Genomic DNA, 17,683 nt, shown 5'->3' on the forward strand with positions numbered 1-17,683 from the left:
CGGGTGGCACTCCGTGATCAGCCGGAAACAGGTAAAAAGTTCCCCTTACCAGGAAGTAAGCAATTACGGTCAGGCGTTATGCAGTGGTAGGTTTGGTCAAATAAGGCCAAACAAGACGGCGTGAGCTTCAAGGCTCGGGCGTGATCTGGCCGCACGCCCCATTCTTTTCCTCAAGTGAGACCAGATGAACGCTGCTTCGCCACGCCCAGAGCCGGTTCCGCCGGTGTCTGCAGCCGATATGGCCGGCGACCTGATGCCGGATGCCGAGATCGATATGTCCAGGGATCTCAAGCCTATGGATGAAATCACGGAGTACACGAAGCAGGACCCCTACTGGTACAAGCAGGCGGTCTTCTACGAAGTGCTGGTCCGCGGATTCCGGGACTCCAACGGTGACGGCACCGGTGACCTGCGCGGGCTGATCGAGAAGCTCGACTACCTCCAGTGGCTGGGGATCGACTGCGTCTGGCTCCTGCCGCTGTACGACTCGCCCCTGCGTGACGGCGGGTACGACATCTCCGACTACCTCAAGATCCTGCCCGAGTTCGGCGACCTGGGCGACTTCGTCGAGATGATCGAGCAGGCGCACACACGCGGCCTTCGGGTCATCACCGACCTGGTCATGAACCACACGAGTGACAGGCACCCGTGGTTCCAGGCTTCCAGGGAGGACCCGGACGGTCCGTACGGCGATTTCTACGTCTGGTCCGACGACCCCACGAAGTACGGCGACGCGCCGATCATCTTCGTCGGGGCCGAGGAGTCGAACTGGACCTACGACCCGGTGCGCGGCCAGTACTACTGGCATCGGTTCTTCCACCACCAGCCGGACCTCAACTACGACAACCCGGCCGTCCAGAACGCGATGATGGAGGTCATCCGGTTCTGGCTGGACCTCGGCGTCGACGGTTTCCGGCTCGACGCCGTGCCGTACCTCTTCGAGCGTGAGGGCACCTCGTGCTCCGGCCTGCCCGAGACGCACGATTACCTGCGGCGCATCCGGGCCGAGGTCGACCGGCTCTACCCCGACCGCGTGCTGCTGGCCGAGGCGAACGGCTGGCCCGAGGACGTGGCGGAGTACTTCGGCGACCCCACGACCGGTGGCGACGAGTGCCACATGGCGTTCCACTTCCCGCTGATGCCGCGCATCTTCATGGCCGTGCGCCGGCAGAGCAGGGAGCCGATCTCGGAGATCATGTCCCGCACGCCGAAGCTGCCCGAGAGCGGGCAGTGGGGAATCTTCCTGCGCAACCACGACGAGCTGACGCTCGAGAGCGTGACCGAGGAAGACCGCGACTACATGCACGCCGAGTACGCCAAGGATCCGCGGATGCGGGCCTACCTCGGCATCCGGCGCCGGCTCGCCCCCCTGCTCGACAACGACCGGGACCAGATCGAGCTGTTCATCGCTCTGCTGCTCAGCATGCCGGGCTCACCGGTCATGTACTACGGCGACGAGATCGGCATGGGCGACAACATCTGGCTGGACGACCGCGACGCGGTCCGCACGCCGATGCAGTGGAGCCCCGACCGGAACGCCGGCTTCTCCGCGGCCGATCCCGGACGGCTCTACCTGCCGGCCGTCATGGACCCCGTCTACGGCTACCAGGCCGTCAACGTCGAGGCGCAGCTGAAGAGCGAGTCGTCGCTGCTCCACTTCACCCGGCGGATGTTGCAGATCCGGCGCGAGCACCCCATCTTCGGCACCGGCGGCTACAGCGAGCTGTGGTCGTCCAACCCCAGCGTGCTGGCCTACATCAGGGAGGAGGGCGACGACCGGGTCCTGTGCGTCAACAACCTCTCCAAGTTCGCGCAGCCGGTCGAGCTCGACCTTCGCCGGTTCAGCGGCCTGACGCCGATCGAGTGCCGCGGCGGCGTGCCCTTCCCCGCGATCGGCGAGCTCCCCTACCTGCTCACCCTTCCCCCGCACGGTTTCTACTGGCTGTCGATCCAGCAGGGGTCGTGAGCCCGCGCTGAGCCGGCCCCTGGGCTCAGCGCGGCCGGTTCCTGCGCTCAGTGGGCCGGCGCCGAGCCGGCCCCTGGGCTCAGCGGGCGGCGACGGGCACCCGCGCCCGGGCGGCCCTTCGCGCGGGGATCAGGGCGACCAGCAGCGTCGCCCCGATCGCCACGAGCAGGGCGCCGGCGAACATCCCCGGTGTGGGGGCGCGGCCGATGCCCGCCCCCACTCCGCTGCCGCGTCCCTCCAGGTCGATCAGCCCCTTCGACAGGAACGCCCCCGCGGAGCCGCCCAGCACCACCCCGGCCATCGCGAGCAGCCCGGTCCCCGTCACGAGCGTGGCCATGACCTGACGCGGGGTCAGCCCCATCGCCTTAAGCACGGCCAGGTCGAGCAGGTGGTCACGCAGGCCGAGCGCGCTCGCCGTCAGCAGATTCGCCAGGCCGATCAGGGCCAGGACGGCGACCAGCGCGACGATGATCACGCGGATGATCGACAGCCGGTCGGCCGGATTGACCGCCTGGTCCACCTCGAGGGACTGCGCCTGCAGCCGCGTGCGCACCTCTCCGGGGTCGGCGCCGGGCCGCAGGACGAGGCTGTAGAACTGCGGCGGCGTCGCGTCCTTGGCCGCCAGGCTGTCGATGCCGAACGAGAGGACCTCGCCGTCCTGCTCCGGCTCGATGACCCTGCCGACGATCTTGACGATGAGCGGCGTGCCGCCGATGGTCATGCGGACCCGGTCGCCGATGCGCAGTCCGAGCAGGTCGAGCAGGCCCTGCCCGGCCACGGCCTCGCCCCGGTCCCGGAACATCCTGCCCTCCGCCACCGGGAACGGATACGGATCGGAGGACATGCCCAGCGCCCGGGTGCGCACCGTCCTGGTCTGCCAGGGCACGAGGGCGTCCAGTTCCACCCCCGGATAGGCGGTGACGACGTCGGGGTCGGCCATCGCCCGGCCGAGCGCCTCATTCGCCGTCAGGTCCCCCGGCCGTACGGACAGGGCGGCGGCCTGGCCGACCTGCTCGGGATGGCGGATGAACCCGTCGAGCGTGGCCCAGCAGCCGAGCCCGATGGTGATCATCATCATGGGGATGGCCACGCCGGTCAGCGTGAGAACGGCGGAGGCCGGACGGGTGAACGCGTCCCTGGCCCCGAGGACGAGCGCGGGCGGGAGCCGTACGAGGAGGGCGACCCTGGCCAGCCGCGACAGGCGGCCGTGCGGAGGCGCCGCCGGAGCCGCGGGGATCGGCGGTGTCCCACCGCCCCGCCAGGCGGGCAGCCAGACCGCGACCAGGACCACCAGCGCCGTGCCCACCACGATCGCCGCGAGCGGCCCGGAGGAGAGCGGCACGACCACGGTGTCGGAGAGCGCGTAGGCCGTGATGACCCGCCCGGCGACGAGGCCCAGCGCGATGCCGACCAGCCCCAGCGTGCCGTGCTCGGCGACGAGCATGCGGGTCACCTGTCCCCGGGTGAACCCGAGCGACTTCAGCGTGGCGATGTCGCGAAGCTGGGTGAGCACCCGCCCGCCGGTGGCGTTGGCGAGGGCGAGGGCGGCGGCGACCAGTCCGGCGAGGCCGAACAGCGCCAGCAGCAGGCCGAGCAGCCGGTTGTCGAGCGCCATGGAGGCCCGGACCTCGCGCCAGGTGGACACTCGCTGGACCTGGTTGCGCAGCGTGATGACGGCCTGCTGGACCACGATGTCGGTGTATCCGGCGTCGGCCAGCCGCAGCCCCGTCACGGTCTCGGTGCGGCCGGGCGCCGGTTCGACCAGGGTGAGGGTCTGGGAGAGGGTCCAGGCGAGCCCAGGGGTCCACTCGGGATAGAAGCCCTGGTCGCCGCTCTCGGCCAGCCCCGCCACGGTGAGCGTGTGCGTGGCGCCGTTCAGTCCTGTGACGGGGAACGAGCTGCCGGGATGGAGCCCGAGCGCCCTGGCGAACGACTGCTCCACCACGACGCCGTCGGGATAGCGCGTGTCGAGCCAGCGGCCCTCTCTCAGGAGGGGCCGGGCGACGGAGGGGAAGGCGGCCGGCGTCTCCTGGAGGGCGATCGGGACCTTCCTGCCGTGGTCCACGAGCGTGGCGGGGGCGCTGCGATAAGGCCCGGCCACGTCGGTGACCCCGCCCAGTGCCCGCAGCGCCGGGACGTTCGGTGTGCCCTTGGTGTGGATCCAGACGTGGGCGCCGCGCCCTCGCTCGAACAGGCCCCGCCAGGGGTTGGTGCCGTCCTCAAGGAGCGTGGCCGCGGTGATCAGTGCCGTGACGATCCCCGCGACCGCGATGACGGTCAGCAGAGCCTGTCCCCGCCGCGCCCGGAGATCGGCCCGCACCCACCTGACCTCAGCCCGCACACCCACCCCAACCTCCCCCGTGATCATGCACGGATTCGTGGATAGGCGCCCGACCTGGGCCTTCCCCGGTCGTGATCATGCATAGATTCGTGGTCATGGCCACCGACCAGCACCTCCACTCGCCGTGATCATGCACAGGTTCGGCGCCGTACGGTCCGACCTGCGGTTGCACGGTTCGTGATCATGCACGCTTTCGGAATCATGCTTCCCGACCTGGAGCGATGCCGTCCGTGATCATGTACGTGCTCATCGGCGTTCATCCGTGCAACTCCACGATGTCGCCTGCCGTACCGGCCGGACGGCGCTGAAGCCGGGCGATGGGCGCGTCGTCGACGATCTGGCCGTCGAGGAGGCTGACGACGCGATCCGCCATGCTCGCGACCCTGGCGTCATGGGTGACCAGCACGATCGTCTGGCCCTGCCGATGGACCTTGCCCAGCAACTTGAGGACGTCGCGGGTGTTGCGGCTGTCGAGGTTGCCGGTCGGTTCGTCGGCGAGGAGCAGCCGCGGGTGGTTCGCGAGGGCCCGGGCGAGCGCGACGCGCTGCTGCTCGCCGCCGGAGAGCTGACCGGGCGCGGCGCCCGCGCGCTCCTCGAGGCCGAGCTCCGCCAGCAGGTATTCGCGCCGTTCCCGAGCATGCCTCGGCGTGGCCCCGCCGAGCAGGGCGGGCAACTCCACGTTGTCGGCCACGGTCATGTTGGCGACGAGATTGAAGAACTGGAAGACGAACCCGACCTTCTGCCGCCGGAGCACCGCCCATCCGCTCTCTGAGAGCGTGTCGGCACGCTTGCCGTCCAGCCAGATCTCGCCACTGGTCCGCGTCTCCAGTCCACCGAGCATGTGGACGAAGGTGGATTTTCCCGACCCCGACGGGCCCATGATCGCGACGAACTCTCCCGGTTCGACGACGAGGTCGACACCCCGTACGGCCGGCACCGGCAGGCCTCCGGTCTGATAGATCTTCACGAGGCCGACCGCCTTGATCACCGGGGTCGTGGTCACCGTACCCCTCCTTCGTGCATGATCACGAAGGGAATCTCCGCAGGTCGAGCGGCATGATCACGAATGTGTGCATGATCACGACCAGAAAAGGCCCAGGTCAGGCGCCTATCCACGAATCCGTGCATGATCACGGCGGAGGTGGGGGTGAGAGTGGGGGGTGGGGGGAGCATCAGGTCAGGTCCTCCTGGCAGCGTTCGAGCCAGTCCAGGTCGGCTTGGAGGTGGAGCATTGCGCCCTCGATGAGAAGGCGGGCGACACGGTTCCCCGGGTCCGTGCGCTCGGCCAGCTCGTCGAGGTCTCTCATCAACGACAAATAGTGCCTGCGCTGCCGGTTGACCAGTGCCATCCGGTCGGCGATGCCCGTCAAGGGGGCCAGGACGAGCTTCATGAAGAACTCGTCCCGCACCCGCGGGCCCTCGGTCGGCTCGTCGACCCAGGCCTCCAGCGCCTCGCGGCCGGCGGCGGTCAGGTAGTAGACCTTCTTGTTGGGCCGGTTCGACTGCTCGACGTCGACGGCCCGGACGAACCCGTCCTTCTCCAGACGCCCCAGCGTCACGTAGATCTGGCCGATGTTGGGTGAGGGGTAGGCGCTGCCGAACGTCACCTCGAGCGCTTGTTTCAGCTCGTACCCGTGGGCAGGTTCCTTTGCCAGAAGTGCCAGCAACGGCAGCCGCACGCGCCCACCCCCATGCCAGTCGAGATGCCGTCGAGATGTTGCCGCGAAGCCCCCCGGGCGGCCACCGAAGCAGTTACCGGAGCGTTACGGACCAAGCCGTTGACTCCCACATTAACGCTATGCATAACATGCATGCACCTACCTAACACGTATGTAACTACGACTTAATACGGAGGTCACGTGATCCGCCGAGCCGTCGCACTCCTGACCACCCTGCTGGTGGCCGGGTGCGCGGGGCTGGCGGACTCCGCCGGCCGCACGTCACAGGGCACGAGCGGCACCGGTCCGATCACCTTCGCCACCGGCCGCGACACCACCGCCTACCTCCGGCCGCTGCTCGACCGGTGGAACCAGACCCATCCGGCGGAGCCGGTGACCCTGCTGGAGCTCCCCGAGGCGGCTGACGAGCAACGCGCCCAGATGGTGGCCAACCTCCAGGCCCACAGCGACGTCTACGACGTCCTCGGGCTCGACGTCGTCTGGACGGCCGAGTTCGCCGACGCCGGGTGGATCGTGCCGCTCGACCGGAGCGTGTTCCCGCTGGACAAGATGCTCAAGGGGGTGGCGGACACCGCGATCTACCGCGACAGGCTGTGGGCCGCGCCGTACACGAGTAACGCCGGGCTGCTCTACTACCGCTCCGACATCCTCAAGAAGGAGCATCTCAAGCCACCGAGAACGTGGGCCGAGCTCCGCGACCAGGCCTCCCGCCTAAGCGCCAAGTACCACATAGGCGGATATGCCGGTCAGTTCCTTCCGTATGAGGGCCTGACCGTCAACTTCGCGGAAGCCGTACAGTCCGCCGGCGGCCAGATCCTCGACCCCGACGGGCGCCGCGTGACGATGGACCTCGGGGCCACGCGCACCGCGCTCGACTTCCTGGTCGGCGGCGTCGAGGAGGGCTGGATCCCGCAGGAGGCGCTCTCCTACAAGGAGGAGGAGTCCCGGCTCGCGTTCCAGGAGGGCCGGCTGGTCTTCGCCCGCAACTGGCCCCACGCGTACGGCCCCGCGACCCATTCCGGCCTCGCGGGCAAGTTCGAGGTGACCCGCCTGCCTGGGCTGACCGGACCGGGATCGAGCTCGCTGGGCGGGCTCAATCTCGCGATCAGCGCCTACTCCAAGCGGCAGAAGACGGCTCTCGACTTCATCCGCTACTTCACGGGTCCCGAGATCCAGCGCCTCGTCCTGACCGAGGGCTCCTTCCCCCCGGTCTGGGCCGAGCTCTACGACGACCCCGCCCTGATCAAGCGCTTCCCCTACCTGCCCGTCCTGAAAGAGGCGATCCTGTCCGCCCGTCCGCGGCCGGTGACCCCCAACTACAACCAGGTCAGCCTGGTGATCTCCAGCGCCGTGTCCGGCGCGCTCAACCTCAGCAAACCCGTCGATGAAACCGTCGCCGATCTGAAACAGCAGCTCGGCGAGGTCGTCCAGCCCGGAGGCTAGATCATGCGCAAACTCCCCCTGACGGTGGCGGTGCTCGCCCTCGCGGCGGCCGCCTGCGGTGGCAACACCACTCCCGAACCCGCGCAGAGCGGCGGCGGCACCACCGCCGCCGCCAAGCCGCTCGACGGCGTCAAGATCGAAGTGGCCGCGAAGTGGACCGGCGACGAGCAGGCCAACTTCGAGAAGGTCCTGAAGGCGTTCCAGGCCAAGACGGGCGCGACCGTCACCTACGCCTCGACCGGTGAGGACACCGGGGCGTACCTGGGTCCGCGCATCGAGGGCGGCAACCCGCCTGACGTCGCGATCCTGCCCCAGCCGGGCCTGGTCCAGCAGTACGCCGACCAGAAGGCGCTCAAGCCCCTGTCGCCCGAGGTCCAGGCGCAGATCGACCAGAACTACACGCCGTACTGGAAGGAACTCGGCTCGGTCGGCGGCCAGGTGTACGGCGTGCTCGTCAAGGCGGCCCACAAGTCGCTCATCTGGTACCGGCAGACCGCCTTCGACGACGCGGGCGCCCAGCCGGCGACGTCGTGGGACGACCTGATCGGCAAGACCGCTCAGACGCTGGCCGACTCGGGCACCGCGCCGTTCGCGTTGTGCGGCGCGTCCGGCTGGACGCTCACCGACCTGTTCGAGAACGTCTACCTCTCCTCCGCGGGACCGGAGAACTACGACAAGCTGGCCAAGCACGAGATCCCGTGGACCGACCCCTCGGTCGCCACCGCGCTGACGAAGATGGGGCAGATCTTCGGCAAGAAGGAGTTCGTGCTCGGCGGCGCGTCCGGCGCGCTGCAGACCGACTTCCCGACCTGCGCCACCCAGGTCTACGGGCAGAAGAAGGCCGCGATGGTCATCGAGGCCGACTTCGTCGCGGTGACCGCCGCCGAGTCCGGCGCGAAGGTCGGCGAGGAGGCCAAGATCATGCCGTTCCCCAAGGCCGGCGACACTGATCCCGTCATCCTCGGCGGCGACACCGCGGTGGTCCTGAAGGACTCCAAGGGCGCGCAGGCGCTGCTGGAGTTCCTGGCCTCCAAGGAGGGCGGCGAGGTCTGGGCCAAGCAGCCCGGCTACCTGTCCCCCAACCGCAACGTGTCCCCCGACAACTACCCCGACGAGCTGACCAAGCAGCTCGCCCAGACGATCATCTCCGCGGGTGAGTCCGTCCGGTACGACATGTCGGACCTCGCGCCCAGCGCCTTCGGCGGCACGGACGGCAAGGGCGAGTGGAAGGACCTGCAGGACTTCCTGCGCAACCCCTCCGACGTGAAGGGCGCCCAGGAGAAGCTCGAGGCGGACGCCGCCAAGGCCTTCACGAAATAGGGAGACGCGGCCGTGACCGAACGGTTGAACGGCCCGCAGGCCCCCGGCGACGACATCCCCGCCGCCGGGGCCACCTCCGGTCCGATTGAGACCCGATCCGCGCCGGCTCCGGCCACGCGCGTGGACAGCAGCACCCCCCATCGGCTCGGACCCTCGCCGAGGATGGCGGTGTTCTTCCTCCTGCCCGCCGTTCTCCTCCTGGGCGCGTGGGTGGTCTACCCGATCATCTACTCGATCTTCAGGAGCCTGTTCGACTCCACCGGGGACCGCTTCGTCGGTCTCGGGAACTACGGCTCGATCTTCACGGACTCCGCCACGCTGACCACGATCAGAAACAACGTGATCTGGGTCGTGGTGGCTCCGCTGATCGTCACCGTCCTCGGCCTGATCTTCGCGGTGCTGACCGAGCGCATCCGCTGGGCGACGGCCTTCAAGCTCATCCTGTTCATGCCGATGGCCGTCTCCCTCCTCGCGGCCGGAGTCATCTTCCGTCTCGTCTACGAGCAGGACCCGGACAAGGGCGTGGCCAACGCGGTGATCACCGCCGTCCACGACACGTTCTCCTCCAGCGCGGGGTATCCCGGAGCACGGCCGCGTGAGAACGACCAGGCGCCCGCGGCCGTCCAGGGCGGCGCCGTCGTGACCAAGCAGCAGGTGCAGGCCGGTCAGCCGGTGCTCATCCCGCTGGTCGGCCTGAGCCCCGACGTCGTCAAGGACGCGGCGCCCGCGAAGGCCGCCCCGGCCGGCGGGGTGAGCGGCACGGTCTGGCTCGACGTCGTGCGCGGAGGCGGCGGCACCCTCAACCAGATCGACCCGCAGGAGAAGGGGCTGGCCGGGATCACCGTCGAGGCGGTCGCCGGCGGCGCGGTCAAGGGCACCGCCGAGACGACCGCCGACGGCAGCTTCCACTTCGCCGGGCTGCCCGCCGGCTCCTATGTCGTACGGCTCCCGCAGTCGAACTTCCAGGCGCCCTTCAACGGCATCACCTGGCTCGGCCCCGGCCTGATCACGCCCGCGATCATCGGCGCGTACATCTGGGTGTGGGCCGGCTTCGCCATGGTGCTGATCGCGGCCGGGTTGTCGGCGATCCCCCGCGACGCGCTGGAGGCGGCCCGGATCGACGGCGCGACCGAGTGGCAGGTGTTCCGGCGAATCACCGTGCCCCTGCTCACCCCGGTGCTGCTCGTCGTCTTCGTCACGATGATCATCAACGTGCTGAAGGTGTTCGACCTGGTGTTCATCATCGCGCCGGGTTCGGTGCAACCGCAGGCCAACGTGATCGCGCTCGAGATGTGGCGGGTGTCGTTCGGCGGCGGCGGCAACCAGGGCATGGGCAGCGCCCTCGCCATCTTCCTGCTGGTGCTGGTCCTGCCGTTCATGATCTTCAACATCCGCCGGTTCAGGAGGGACGAGCGATGACAACCCTGACCGAACCGGGGTCGGCGCAGCGGATCGAGCGCGGCCTCCTCGGGCGAGTGGTCGACCGGCTCGGCGGCGGCGTGGTCCAGGTGCTCCTCGTCCTGGTCGCGGTGTTCTGGCTCGTCCCGACGCTGGGCCTGCTGGTGGTGTCGCTGCGCGGCGAGGTGGAGAACAACGCGTCCGGCTGGTGGACCCTGTTCACCAAACCCGCCCAGGTCACCTTCGAGAATTACGGGAACCTGCTGGCGGCCGGCTTCAGCTCGTCGTTCTGGAACACCGTGTTCATCACGGTCCCCGCGACGTTGCTGGTCATCGGCATCGCGGCGATGGCGGCGTACGCCTTCGCCTGGATAGAGTTCCCCGGCAGGGACGCCGTGTTCCTCGTCGTCGTCGCCCTGCTGGTGGTGCCGGTCCAGATCGCCCTCATCCCAATCGCCAAGATGTACGGATTTCTCGGGATATTTGGATCGATCGCGGCAGTCGTGCTGTTCCACGTGGCGTTCGGCCTGCCGTTCGCCATCTTCCTGCTGCGCAACTTCTTCGCGGGCATCCCCCGGGAACTGCTCGAGGCGGCGCGGATGGACGGCGCTCAGGAGTGGCGGATCTTCGCGACCGTGGTGTTCCCGCTGGCCAAACCAGCGATCGCGTCGCTCGGCATCTTCCAGTTCCTGTGGGTCTGGAACGACCTGCTCGTCTCGCTGGTATTCGCCGACACCGAGAACCAGCCGATGACCAAGGCGCTGCAATCTCAGATGCGACAGTTCGGCACCAACGTGGACATCCTCGCGCCAGGCGCCTTCCTGTCGCTCATCATCCCGCTGGTTCTGTTCTTCGCTTTCCAGCGGTACTTCGTCCAGGGAATGCTCGCGGGATCGGTGAAATAACTCCCGCCGATCGGCGTGGGCGCACAGAAAGGGCCCGGACGCGCGCTTCACGGGGGGAAAAGCGCGCATCCGGGCTAGGCCCCATTCTGTACGGCCAGAGCAGCTGATGTCACCGCATTGGCAAGTTTGTCCTCGATCTCATGCCAACTCCTGATATTTCGCCGACTTCCGCCCACGTTGTGCCGGCGAAGACGTAGGGGACGGCATGGCCCCGGACATCGGATGCCCGCTTCACGGGGGTAAGCGGGCATCCGATCTTTGCCGCCGGATGCCTTGCCCACCCGGGAAAGCCGATAGAGTTCGCGACCATGGCAGGGCGTCCGTTGCACGAAGTAGTGGAAGCCGGATGGGCCACGGCCCTCGAACCCGTCGCCGAGCGGATCACCGCAATGGGCGACTTCCTCCGGCAGGAGATAACGGAAGGGCGACAGTACCTTCCCGCGGGGGGCAACGTCCTCCGCGCGTTCCAGCAGCCTCTCAGCGAGGTCCGTGTGCTGATCGTGGGACAGGACCCCTATCCCACGCCCGGCCACCCGGTCGGCCTGAGCTTCTCGGTCGCGTCGGATGTCCGGCCGCTCCCCGGGAGCCTGGTCAACATCTACAAGGAGTACATGGCCGACCTCGACTACCCCCCGCCGACCAACGGCGACCTCACCCCGTGGACCGAGCAGGGCGTGCTCCTGCTCAACAGGGTCCTGACGGTGATGCCGGGCAAGCCCGCGTCCCATCGGGGCAAGGGCTGGGAGGAAGTCACCGAGCAGGCCATCAAGGCGCTCGTCACCCGGGGCGGCCCCCTCGTGGCCATCCTGTGGGGACGCGACGCCCGCAATCTGCGGCCGATGCTCGGCCAGGTGCCGTGCATCGAGTCGGCCCATCCCAGTCCCCTCTCCGCGCGCAGCGGTTTCTTCGGCTCCCGGCCGTTCAGCAGGGCGAACCAGTTGCTCGCCGAGCAGGGCGCCGCACCCGTCGAGTGGAAGCTGCCCTGACCGGCGGCCGATAGGATCTCCACCATGAGCGATACAACGGACACGGGACGCTATCTGCGTCTCACCGTCGACCTCGTCGTCGAGGTCATGGACGTGGGCGCCCTCCAGGCGGCGGCACTCGCGGAGATCCGCGACCCCGAGACGGAGCTGGACCAGGACGAGCGCCAAGAGCAGATCGAGCTGGTCAACACCGACGACACGGGCGCGGCGGCCCTGCAGTGGCTGATCGAGCCGGACCATGTTCTGGGTCTGGTCGAGCACCTCAACGACATCGAGCCGCGAGAGGCCATGCTCGGCGTCGAGCCGTCCGACGGCGTCCTCGAGGACGAGGGTGACGAGGACGACCACGACCATCACGACCACGACGGTCACCAGCACTGACCCGCCCGCCAGGGCTCACACAGGTTCGAGGCGGTGAAGGGGTCCGGCCGGGAACTCGATGACGATCGGGTCTCCGGGCCGCACCTCACCGCCCTCTATGACGATCCCCATGATCCCGGCCTTCCTGACCAGGCCTCCGTCCTCATCCCGGCCCAGAACCGCTTTCAGCAATCCGTCCTGGAAGCCGTCGAGCTGCAGGCAGGGATTGCGCAGGCCGGTGATCTCCACCACAGCCGTTTCACCGAGATGAAGTCGCGCGCCCACGGGCAGTCCGAGCAGGTCCAGGCCGCGCGTGGTGACGTTCTCCCCCATGTCCCCCGCCCGTACGGCGAAGCCCGCGGAACGCAGCTCGTCGTGCAGCTCCTCATGGACCAGATGCACCTGCCGGAGGTTGGGCAGGCTGGGGTCGCGGGCGACCCGGGACCGGTGCTTGACCGTCACTCCCATGTGCGCGTCGCCCTCCACGCCCAGCCCGGCCAGCAAACGGATGACGTCCTGGTTGGGTTTGCTGAACGTGTGAGTCCCGCTGAGGCTCACCGCCACCACTGCCGCATCGCCCGGCATCCGCTCCTCCTCACGACGAAGACAAGCATCGCCCCCCGGGCCGCCGAGACGCGAACGGATATCGCCCGGTCAGCCGGACAACAGCTGTTCCCGCCGTTCGATGAGCGCATCACGTTCCCGGGTCCGCCGCTCAAGATGCACATCGGGCTCGGAAAGTGCCGCCGGCTTGCAATAGCGTCTGCGAGGCTTCATCCGGGCGTCATGCGGCCCGGAGCCCGGGCGTACGGCACAACCATTCGCTGACGGTCCCCTCGAAATCCGCCGGCGGACCGACCCGCAGGCATGACCTGTCGGCCGCGTCGCGCGTCAGCCGTACGCGAAAGGGCTCACGCCCGAGTTCGGGAGCGCCGGAGACGACGGCGAAATCGGCGCCGTCGACCTGCAGATGATCGTCGATCGTCCGGCACCGGGCGCCCGGATTGCCGCCGACCCAGGCGAGATGGGCGGTGAACAGCCGCTCTGCGACGGTGCGGAGCACGTTGACCGTGCAGAGGCGGTGGGCGCACGCCGCGCCGTCCAGCATGACCTCCGGCAGCCCGAACCGCGCGAGGCCTCGTGTCGTCACCCGCAGGCAGGCGCAGACTTCGGTGCCTGCCGGATCCCAGGGCGGGCACGAGCGGTCGTCGTCGATCTCGATGGCCCAGCCCAGCCAGTCGTCGCCCAGCCGGAAGTCCTGGCGCTCGCCCGGGCATGCGGCGCAGTGGTAGACGGCGGAGCCGGTCAGCCTGTCCACGATCACTCCGTGATAGGCCTCCGCCACACCGCGCGCCGCCGCGCGGGCGACCTGGGCGGCCTCCGGCTGCGCCTCGACCGGCGCGGTGCTGGAGACCACGACATGGTGACGCGCCCTGGCGACCCGTCTCAGGTCGTCGTCCTTGAGGCCCGTCCGCCGCCAGATCGAACGGTCGGCCCTGACCGCCTCCAGTTCCAGCCGCGGCGTGCCGAGCACCTCCATCGCTCTCTTCCGGTGCGGCTTGCCCATGCGCCACGGGACGATCGACGACAACTCCACGGGCGCACGGTCCACGGCCACGACGAACACCGACGTCGTCTCCGCCGGAACGGAATAGGTGATCTGCATGGGTCCTCCTGGGAATCTCGGAAGCCCCACCATGGATGAACGGCCCGCGCCGCCTCCCACCAGAATCTGGTTCTGTGGAAAACGCTCATCGTCCACAGGGGACCGCGGGACTCGATCCCGGACATCACGGCGGCCCCGGTCCTGGGCCGCACGGAGTGCGAACAACAGGACCAGGGCCGCTACCACTGGCGAGTCCCGGGCACGGCTCACCGCCACCAGGCGATGCCGGCGAGGTCGTCACCGTCTCCCAGCTGTCACCGCCCCGCCGCCCCCACAGGACGGTGGAGCCGTGACGGTGAGGACCGGATCAGTTCTCGGCCTCCGCCTCCGACTTGGAGTCGCCGTCCTGCTTCTGCATGGGGGTGGCCTGGGTCTCGCTCTTCTGGAACGGCGTCACCAGCAGGGTGAAGTCGCGCAGCAGGTACTGGCGCTGGTGCTGGTGCTCGCGCTCGTGCTGCCACGCACGGATGTTGTTCCAGTTGCGGTTGTGGTTGCGGTCGCCCCGGCCCCAGCCGCCTCCGCCGCAGCCGCCGCCGCAGCCCATGACGGTGGCGGCGTTCGCGGTGCCGGCGGTGACAGCGGTACCGAGGGCGACGGCCCCGCCGGTCAGCGCGGCGCTGATGGCGAGAACCCCCACGAGGCTCTTGACGTTAGACATTTGCATTTCCCCCCAAGAATGAGCAATTACCCTATGATTCGACTCTTTCCAAATAGCTTGGAAAGTATTCTTCTAGCAGGACCCGACAGCTTATCTCTGCAATGTCTTATTCTCCGCGACAGATAGGGGGCAAACGATGATCGGCGGCTTTTGCCTCCCACCCATGCATTTATTGACGACATTAAGCAAATACTGATCGCCTTATCACGAATGTCTTTTATGTCCCAATCGGAGATATCCCGATATAGGCGCCATTTGCGCCTTTAATCAAGGGGCCGGCAAGAGACACCGGCGCACGACGGCGCCCATCGATCGACAACAGGCGATCAGAAAGGAAGCCGACGGCGTCAGAGCAGGTCACACACCGCCAAAGCGCCTGCGCGCCGGGCGGGAGGTGCGCACCGGGCAGCACTTCCGCGACGACATTCGAATCAGTGCCACGGAGCTTGACACCGCCCGGGAAGGCCGGATCGAGGGACGGCCACCGGAAGACCGCCATCGAAGAAAGGCCGGTCGCGTCACCGATGTCCACGGCCGGCGATCACAGATCCCCTGCCGACATGATTCGACCGTGGTTTCCGGCCGATTACGCGCCCGAATTGAGCGGCTGACGCCCGTCCTACAGTTCGTTGAAGGGCCCGGCGTAGACGAACGCACCGCGAATCGACGGGTGATACGCGGTGAGCGGCCGGACCTGGAAGTGCGGTCCCCACTCGGCCACCGGCGGGACGATCCCGTAGTCCTTCGCCGGTCCGAAGCCGAACCGCGGGTAGTAGTCGGCATGGCCGAGCAGCACCACCAGGGGCTCACCGAGCGCGTCGGCCGCTCCGAGCACGGCGTGCATGAGGGCGTGGCCCACGCCCTGACGCTGGACGCTCGGATGCACGCCCAGCGGTCCTAGACCCAGGACGGGCGTGCCGTCGACATGGGCTCGCGAGCACACCACGTGCCCCACGACGTCGCCGTCCCGTCCGGCCGCGACGAACGACAGCGCGGGCAGCCACGCGTCGCAGGCCCGCAACGCGTCCACCAGGTCCGCCTCGACGACCGGACTGCCGGGGTCGGCCGTCGGCGCGAACGCCGCGGCGTGGACGGCGTGGATGGGCGCGACGTCGGCCGCCGTCTCACATCTGATCAGCATCGGTCCAGACTGTTGCGCGCGATCCAGGCCCGTCAATCGAATAACGCCGAATCAGGTCTGGACGATGGCCAGGGCCTGGGCGGGAAGGTAGACGTCGCCGTCCATCAGCCGGATGGCCTCGTCGGAGGCGAGCAGGATCCTCTTGGCGCCCGGCGTGAGCCGTACGGGCACGGGGAGGCCGCCGAAATTGGCCAGGACGCGCAACGATCCGCGTTCCATGACCAGGAAGTGCCGGTCCTCGTCGTGGCGGACCTTCACGCGGTCGAGCCGGGGATCGGCGAGCTCGGGATACGTCTTGCGCAGCGCGATCAGGTCGCGGTACCAGCCGAGCAGCGAGACGGCGCCGTCCTCGGAGAGCTCGCTCCAGTCCAGTTTCGAGCGGAGGAAGGTGGACTCCTCCTGTGGGTCGGGCGCCTTCCAGTCGTAGCCGAACCTCTCGAACTCGATCCGGCGACGCTCTCCCTCGTTCTCGGCCAGCGAGGACTCGAAGTGGTCGGTGAAGAAGTAGAAGGGCGTTCCCGCCCCCCACTCCTCGCCCATGAAGAGCATCGGCGTGAACGGCGAGGCCAGCAGCAACCCGGCGGCGAGCCACAGGTGCTCGGGCTCCATCCGGTCACCCGACGGCCGATTGCCGATCTGGTCGTGGTTCTGCACGCAGCAGACGAACCGGTAGCCGGGCACGCCCGCCGCCGACCGGCCGTGACTGCGGCCCCGGAAGCTCGAATAGGTGCCGTCGTGGAAATATCCGCGGGTGAGCACCTTGGCCAGCGCCGACAACGAGCCGAAGTCGCGGTAGTAGGCCTGGGTCTCCCCCGTGACGGCGGAGTGCAGCGCGTGGTGGACGTCGTCGTTCCACGTCGCGTTCAGGCCGAAGCCGCCGGACTCCCGGGGCGCCATCAGGCGGGGATCGTTCAGGTCCGACTCGGCGATCAGCGTCAGCGGTCTGCCCAGGCTGGTCGACAAGGCCTCCACCTCGGCCGACAGCTCCTCCAGCAAGTGCGTCGCGCGCGAGTCGTGCAGCGCGTGCACGGCATCGAGGCGCAGCCCGTCGATGTGATAGTCGCCCAGCCACTGCAGCGCGTTCTCGACGAAGTAACGCCGAACCTCGTCCGAGCCCGGGCCGTCGAGGTTGACGGCGTCCCCCCAGTAGGAGCCCTTGAAGTCGTGGAAGTACGGCCCGAACTTGGCCAGGTAGTTCCCCGAAGGGCCCAGGTGGTTGTAGACCACGTCGAGGATCACGCCGAGCCCGGCTCGATGGCACGCGTCGACCAGCATCTTCAGCCCGTCGGGCCCGCCGTACTCCTCGTTCACGGCGTAGAGGTCGACGCCGTCGTACCCCCAGTTGCGCCGTCCGGGAACGGGGGCGACCGGCATGATCTCGACGAAGTCGACACCCAGGTCCACGAGGTGGCGCAACCTGTCGATCACGCCGCTGAAGGTGCCCTCCGGGGTGAAGGTGCCGACGTGCAACTCGTAGATGACCGACCCGCGCAGGTCACGGCCGCGCCAGTCCTGGTCGCCCCAGGTGAACCTCGCGTGATCGCAGACCCGGCTCGGACCCTCGACGCCGTACGGCTGCCGCCGCGTCCTGGGGTCGGGGTAGGGCCCGCCGTCGTCGACGTAGAAGGAGTAGTCGGTGCCGTGCTCGTCCCCGGCGGCGGTCCACCACCCGCCGTCGCCCGGAGACATCTCGTGCCTGGTCCCCCCGAACTCGACCTCGACGCGTGCCGCTTGGGGCGCCCAGACCTCGTACATGCCCCTCCAGGTGTCGGGGCGGCCGCGAGGCCGCCGTCCAGCAAAGAGTCTCCCCGTCCCCCGCC

At 68.5% G+C, this 17,683-nt stretch carries 16 protein-coding genes; 7 read left to right on the forward strand and 9 right to left on the reverse strand.

The window, feature by feature from the left end:
* The first annotated feature begins 295 nt into the window (after nt 1–295).
* Nucleotides 296–1,966: a maltose alpha-D-glucosyltransferase gene (treS, locus tag Psi02_RS11780; RefSeq protein WP_239094806.1), complete on the forward strand. Its 1,671-nt coding sequence runs from the start codon at nt 296–298 to the stop codon at nt 1,964–1,966.
* Nucleotides 1,967–2,045: 79 nt separating this feature from the next.
* On the opposite strand, the gene Psi02_RS11785 is transcribed toward treS, so the two are convergent.
* The 3 genes from Psi02_RS11785 to Psi02_RS11795 all read right to left on the reverse strand — a co-directional run bounded on the left by Psi02_RS11785 (nt 2,046) and on the right by Psi02_RS11795 (nt 5,986).
* Nucleotides 2,046–4,313: an ABC transporter permease gene (locus Psi02_RS11785; RefSeq protein ID WP_239094807.1), complete on the reverse strand. Its 2,268-nt coding sequence runs from the start codon at nt 4,311–4,313 to the stop codon at nt 2,046–2,048.
* Between the two features lie 250 nt (nt 4,314–4,563).
* Entirely contained in the window at nt 4,564–5,310 is a 747-nt protein-coding gene (locus Psi02_RS11790; RefSeq protein WP_203973487.1) for an ABC transporter ATP-binding protein, read from the reverse strand.
* A gap of 169 nt (nt 5,311–5,479) precedes the next feature.
* Nucleotides 5,480–5,986, reverse strand: a complete 507-nt coding sequence (locus tag Psi02_RS11795; protein ID WP_203954956.1) for a PadR family transcriptional regulator — start codon at nt 5,984–5,986, stop codon at nt 5,480–5,482.
* Nucleotides 5,987–6,166: 180 nt separating this feature from the next.
* Here Psi02_RS11795 and Psi02_RS11800 point away from each other — a divergent pair, with 180 nt between their 5' ends.
* From Psi02_RS11800 to Psi02_RS11825, 6 genes are all read left to right on the forward strand, one after another.
* A complete protein-coding gene (locus Psi02_RS11800; RefSeq protein ID WP_239094808.1) occupies nt 6,167–7,429 on the forward strand; it encodes an ABC transporter substrate-binding protein in 1,263 nt (420 codons plus the stop codon).
* A 3-nt stretch (nt 7,430–7,432) separates the two neighbouring features.
* Nucleotides 7,433–8,749 (forward strand): ABC transporter substrate-binding protein, encoded by a 1,317-nt coding sequence (locus tag Psi02_RS11805; protein ID WP_203973488.1) that lies wholly within the window; start codon nt 7,433–7,435, stop codon nt 8,747–8,749.
* Between the two features lie 12 nt (nt 8,750–8,761).
* Nucleotides 8,762–10,168 carry an ABC transporter permease gene (locus tag Psi02_RS11810; RefSeq protein ID WP_203973489.1) on the forward strand — a complete coding sequence of 469 codons (1,407 nt, stop codon included), beginning with the start codon at nt 8,762–8,764 and terminating at the stop codon, nt 10,166–10,168.
* Nucleotides 10,165–11,052 (forward strand): carbohydrate ABC transporter permease, encoded by an 888-nt coding sequence (locus Psi02_RS11815; RefSeq protein ID WP_203954959.1) that lies wholly within the window; start codon nt 10,165–10,167, stop codon nt 11,050–11,052. The genes Psi02_RS11810 and Psi02_RS11815 overlap by 4 nt, the downstream gene beginning before the upstream one ends.
* A gap of 308 nt (nt 11,053–11,360) precedes the next feature.
* Nucleotides 11,361–12,038 (forward strand): uracil-DNA glycosylase, encoded by a 678-nt coding sequence (locus Psi02_RS11820; RefSeq protein WP_203973490.1) that lies wholly within the window; start codon nt 11,361–11,363, stop codon nt 12,036–12,038.
* Between the two features lie 24 nt (nt 12,039–12,062).
* Nucleotides 12,063–12,419 carry a hypothetical protein gene (locus Psi02_RS11825; protein WP_203954961.1) on the forward strand — a complete coding sequence of 119 codons (357 nt, stop codon included), beginning with the start codon at nt 12,063–12,065 and terminating at the stop codon, nt 12,417–12,419.
* Between the two features lie 15 nt (nt 12,420–12,434).
* On the opposite strand, the gene Psi02_RS11830 is transcribed toward Psi02_RS11825, so the two are convergent.
* The 6 genes from Psi02_RS11830 to treZ all read right to left on the reverse strand — a co-directional run bounded on the left by Psi02_RS11830 (nt 12,435) and on the right by treZ (nt 17,618).
* Nucleotides 12,435–12,983, reverse strand: coding sequence for an MOSC domain-containing protein (locus tag Psi02_RS11830; RefSeq protein WP_203973491.1), 549 nt, complete (start codon nt 12,981–12,983; stop codon nt 12,435–12,437).
* Nucleotides 12,984–13,182: 199 nt separating this feature from the next.
* Complete coding sequence (locus Psi02_RS11835; RefSeq protein WP_203973492.1) at nt 13,183–14,064, reverse strand: hypothetical protein; 882 nt, start codon at nt 14,062–14,064, stop codon at nt 13,183–13,185.
* 307 nt (nt 14,065–14,371) lie between these two features.
* Nucleotides 14,372–14,722: a hypothetical protein gene (locus Psi02_RS11840; protein WP_203973493.1), complete on the reverse strand. Its 351-nt coding sequence runs from the start codon at nt 14,720–14,722 to the stop codon at nt 14,372–14,374.
* A 217-nt stretch (nt 14,723–14,939) separates the two neighbouring features.
* Nucleotides 14,940–15,254, reverse strand: coding sequence for a hypothetical protein (locus Psi02_RS11845; RefSeq protein WP_203973494.1), 315 nt, complete (start codon nt 15,252–15,254; stop codon nt 14,940–14,942).
* 87 nt (nt 15,255–15,341) lie between these two features.
* Nucleotides 15,342–15,899 carry a GNAT family N-acetyltransferase gene (locus Psi02_RS11850; RefSeq protein WP_275415184.1) on the reverse strand — a complete coding sequence of 186 codons (558 nt, stop codon included), beginning with the start codon at nt 15,897–15,899 and terminating at the stop codon, nt 15,342–15,344.
* Between the two features lie 15 nt (nt 15,900–15,914).
* Complete coding sequence (treZ, locus tag Psi02_RS11855; protein WP_203973496.1) at nt 15,915–17,618, reverse strand: malto-oligosyltrehalose trehalohydrolase; 1,704 nt, start codon at nt 17,616–17,618, stop codon at nt 15,915–15,917.
* Nucleotides 17,619–17,683 lie beyond the last annotated feature (65 nt).

Source organism: Planotetraspora silvatica (genome assembly GCF_016863315.1).
Lineage (GTDB): Bacteria > Actinomycetota > Actinomycetes > Streptosporangiales > Streptosporangiaceae > Planotetraspora > Planotetraspora silvatica.

Coding starts and splice junctions, on each gene's coding strand:
- Psi02_RS11840 (WP_203973493.1), bottom strand. CDS start 14,722: ATGTCTAACGTCAAGAGCCTCGTGGGGGTTCTCGCCATCAGCGCCGCG.
- Psi02_RS11820 (WP_203973490.1), top strand. CDS start 11,361: ATGGCAGGGCGTCCGTTGCACGAAGTAGTGGAAGCCGGATGGGCCACG.
- Psi02_RS11805 (WP_203973488.1), top strand. CDS start 7,433: ATGCGCAAACTCCCCCTGACGGTGGCGGTGCTCGCCCTCGCGGCGGCC.
- Psi02_RS11830 (WP_203973491.1), bottom strand. CDS start 12,983: ATGCCGGGCGATGCGGCAGTGGTGGCGGTGAGCCTCAGCGGGACTCAC.
- Psi02_RS11825 (WP_203954961.1), top strand. CDS start 12,063: ATGAGCGATACAACGGACACGGGACGCTATCTGCGTCTCACCGTCGAC.
- Psi02_RS11835 (WP_203973492.1), bottom strand. CDS start 14,064: ATGCAGATCACCTATTCCGTTCCGGCGGAGACGACGTCGGTGTTCGTC.
- Psi02_RS11815 (WP_203954959.1), top strand. CDS start 10,165: ATGACAACCCTGACCGAACCGGGGTCGGCGCAGCGGATCGAGCGCGGC.
- treZ (WP_203973496.1), bottom strand. CDS start 17,618: ATGTACGAGGTCTGGGCGCCCCAAGCGGCACGCGTCGAGGTCGAGTTC.
- treS (WP_239094806.1), top strand. CDS start 296: ATGGATGAAATCACGGAGTACACGAAGCAGGACCCCTACTGGTACAAG.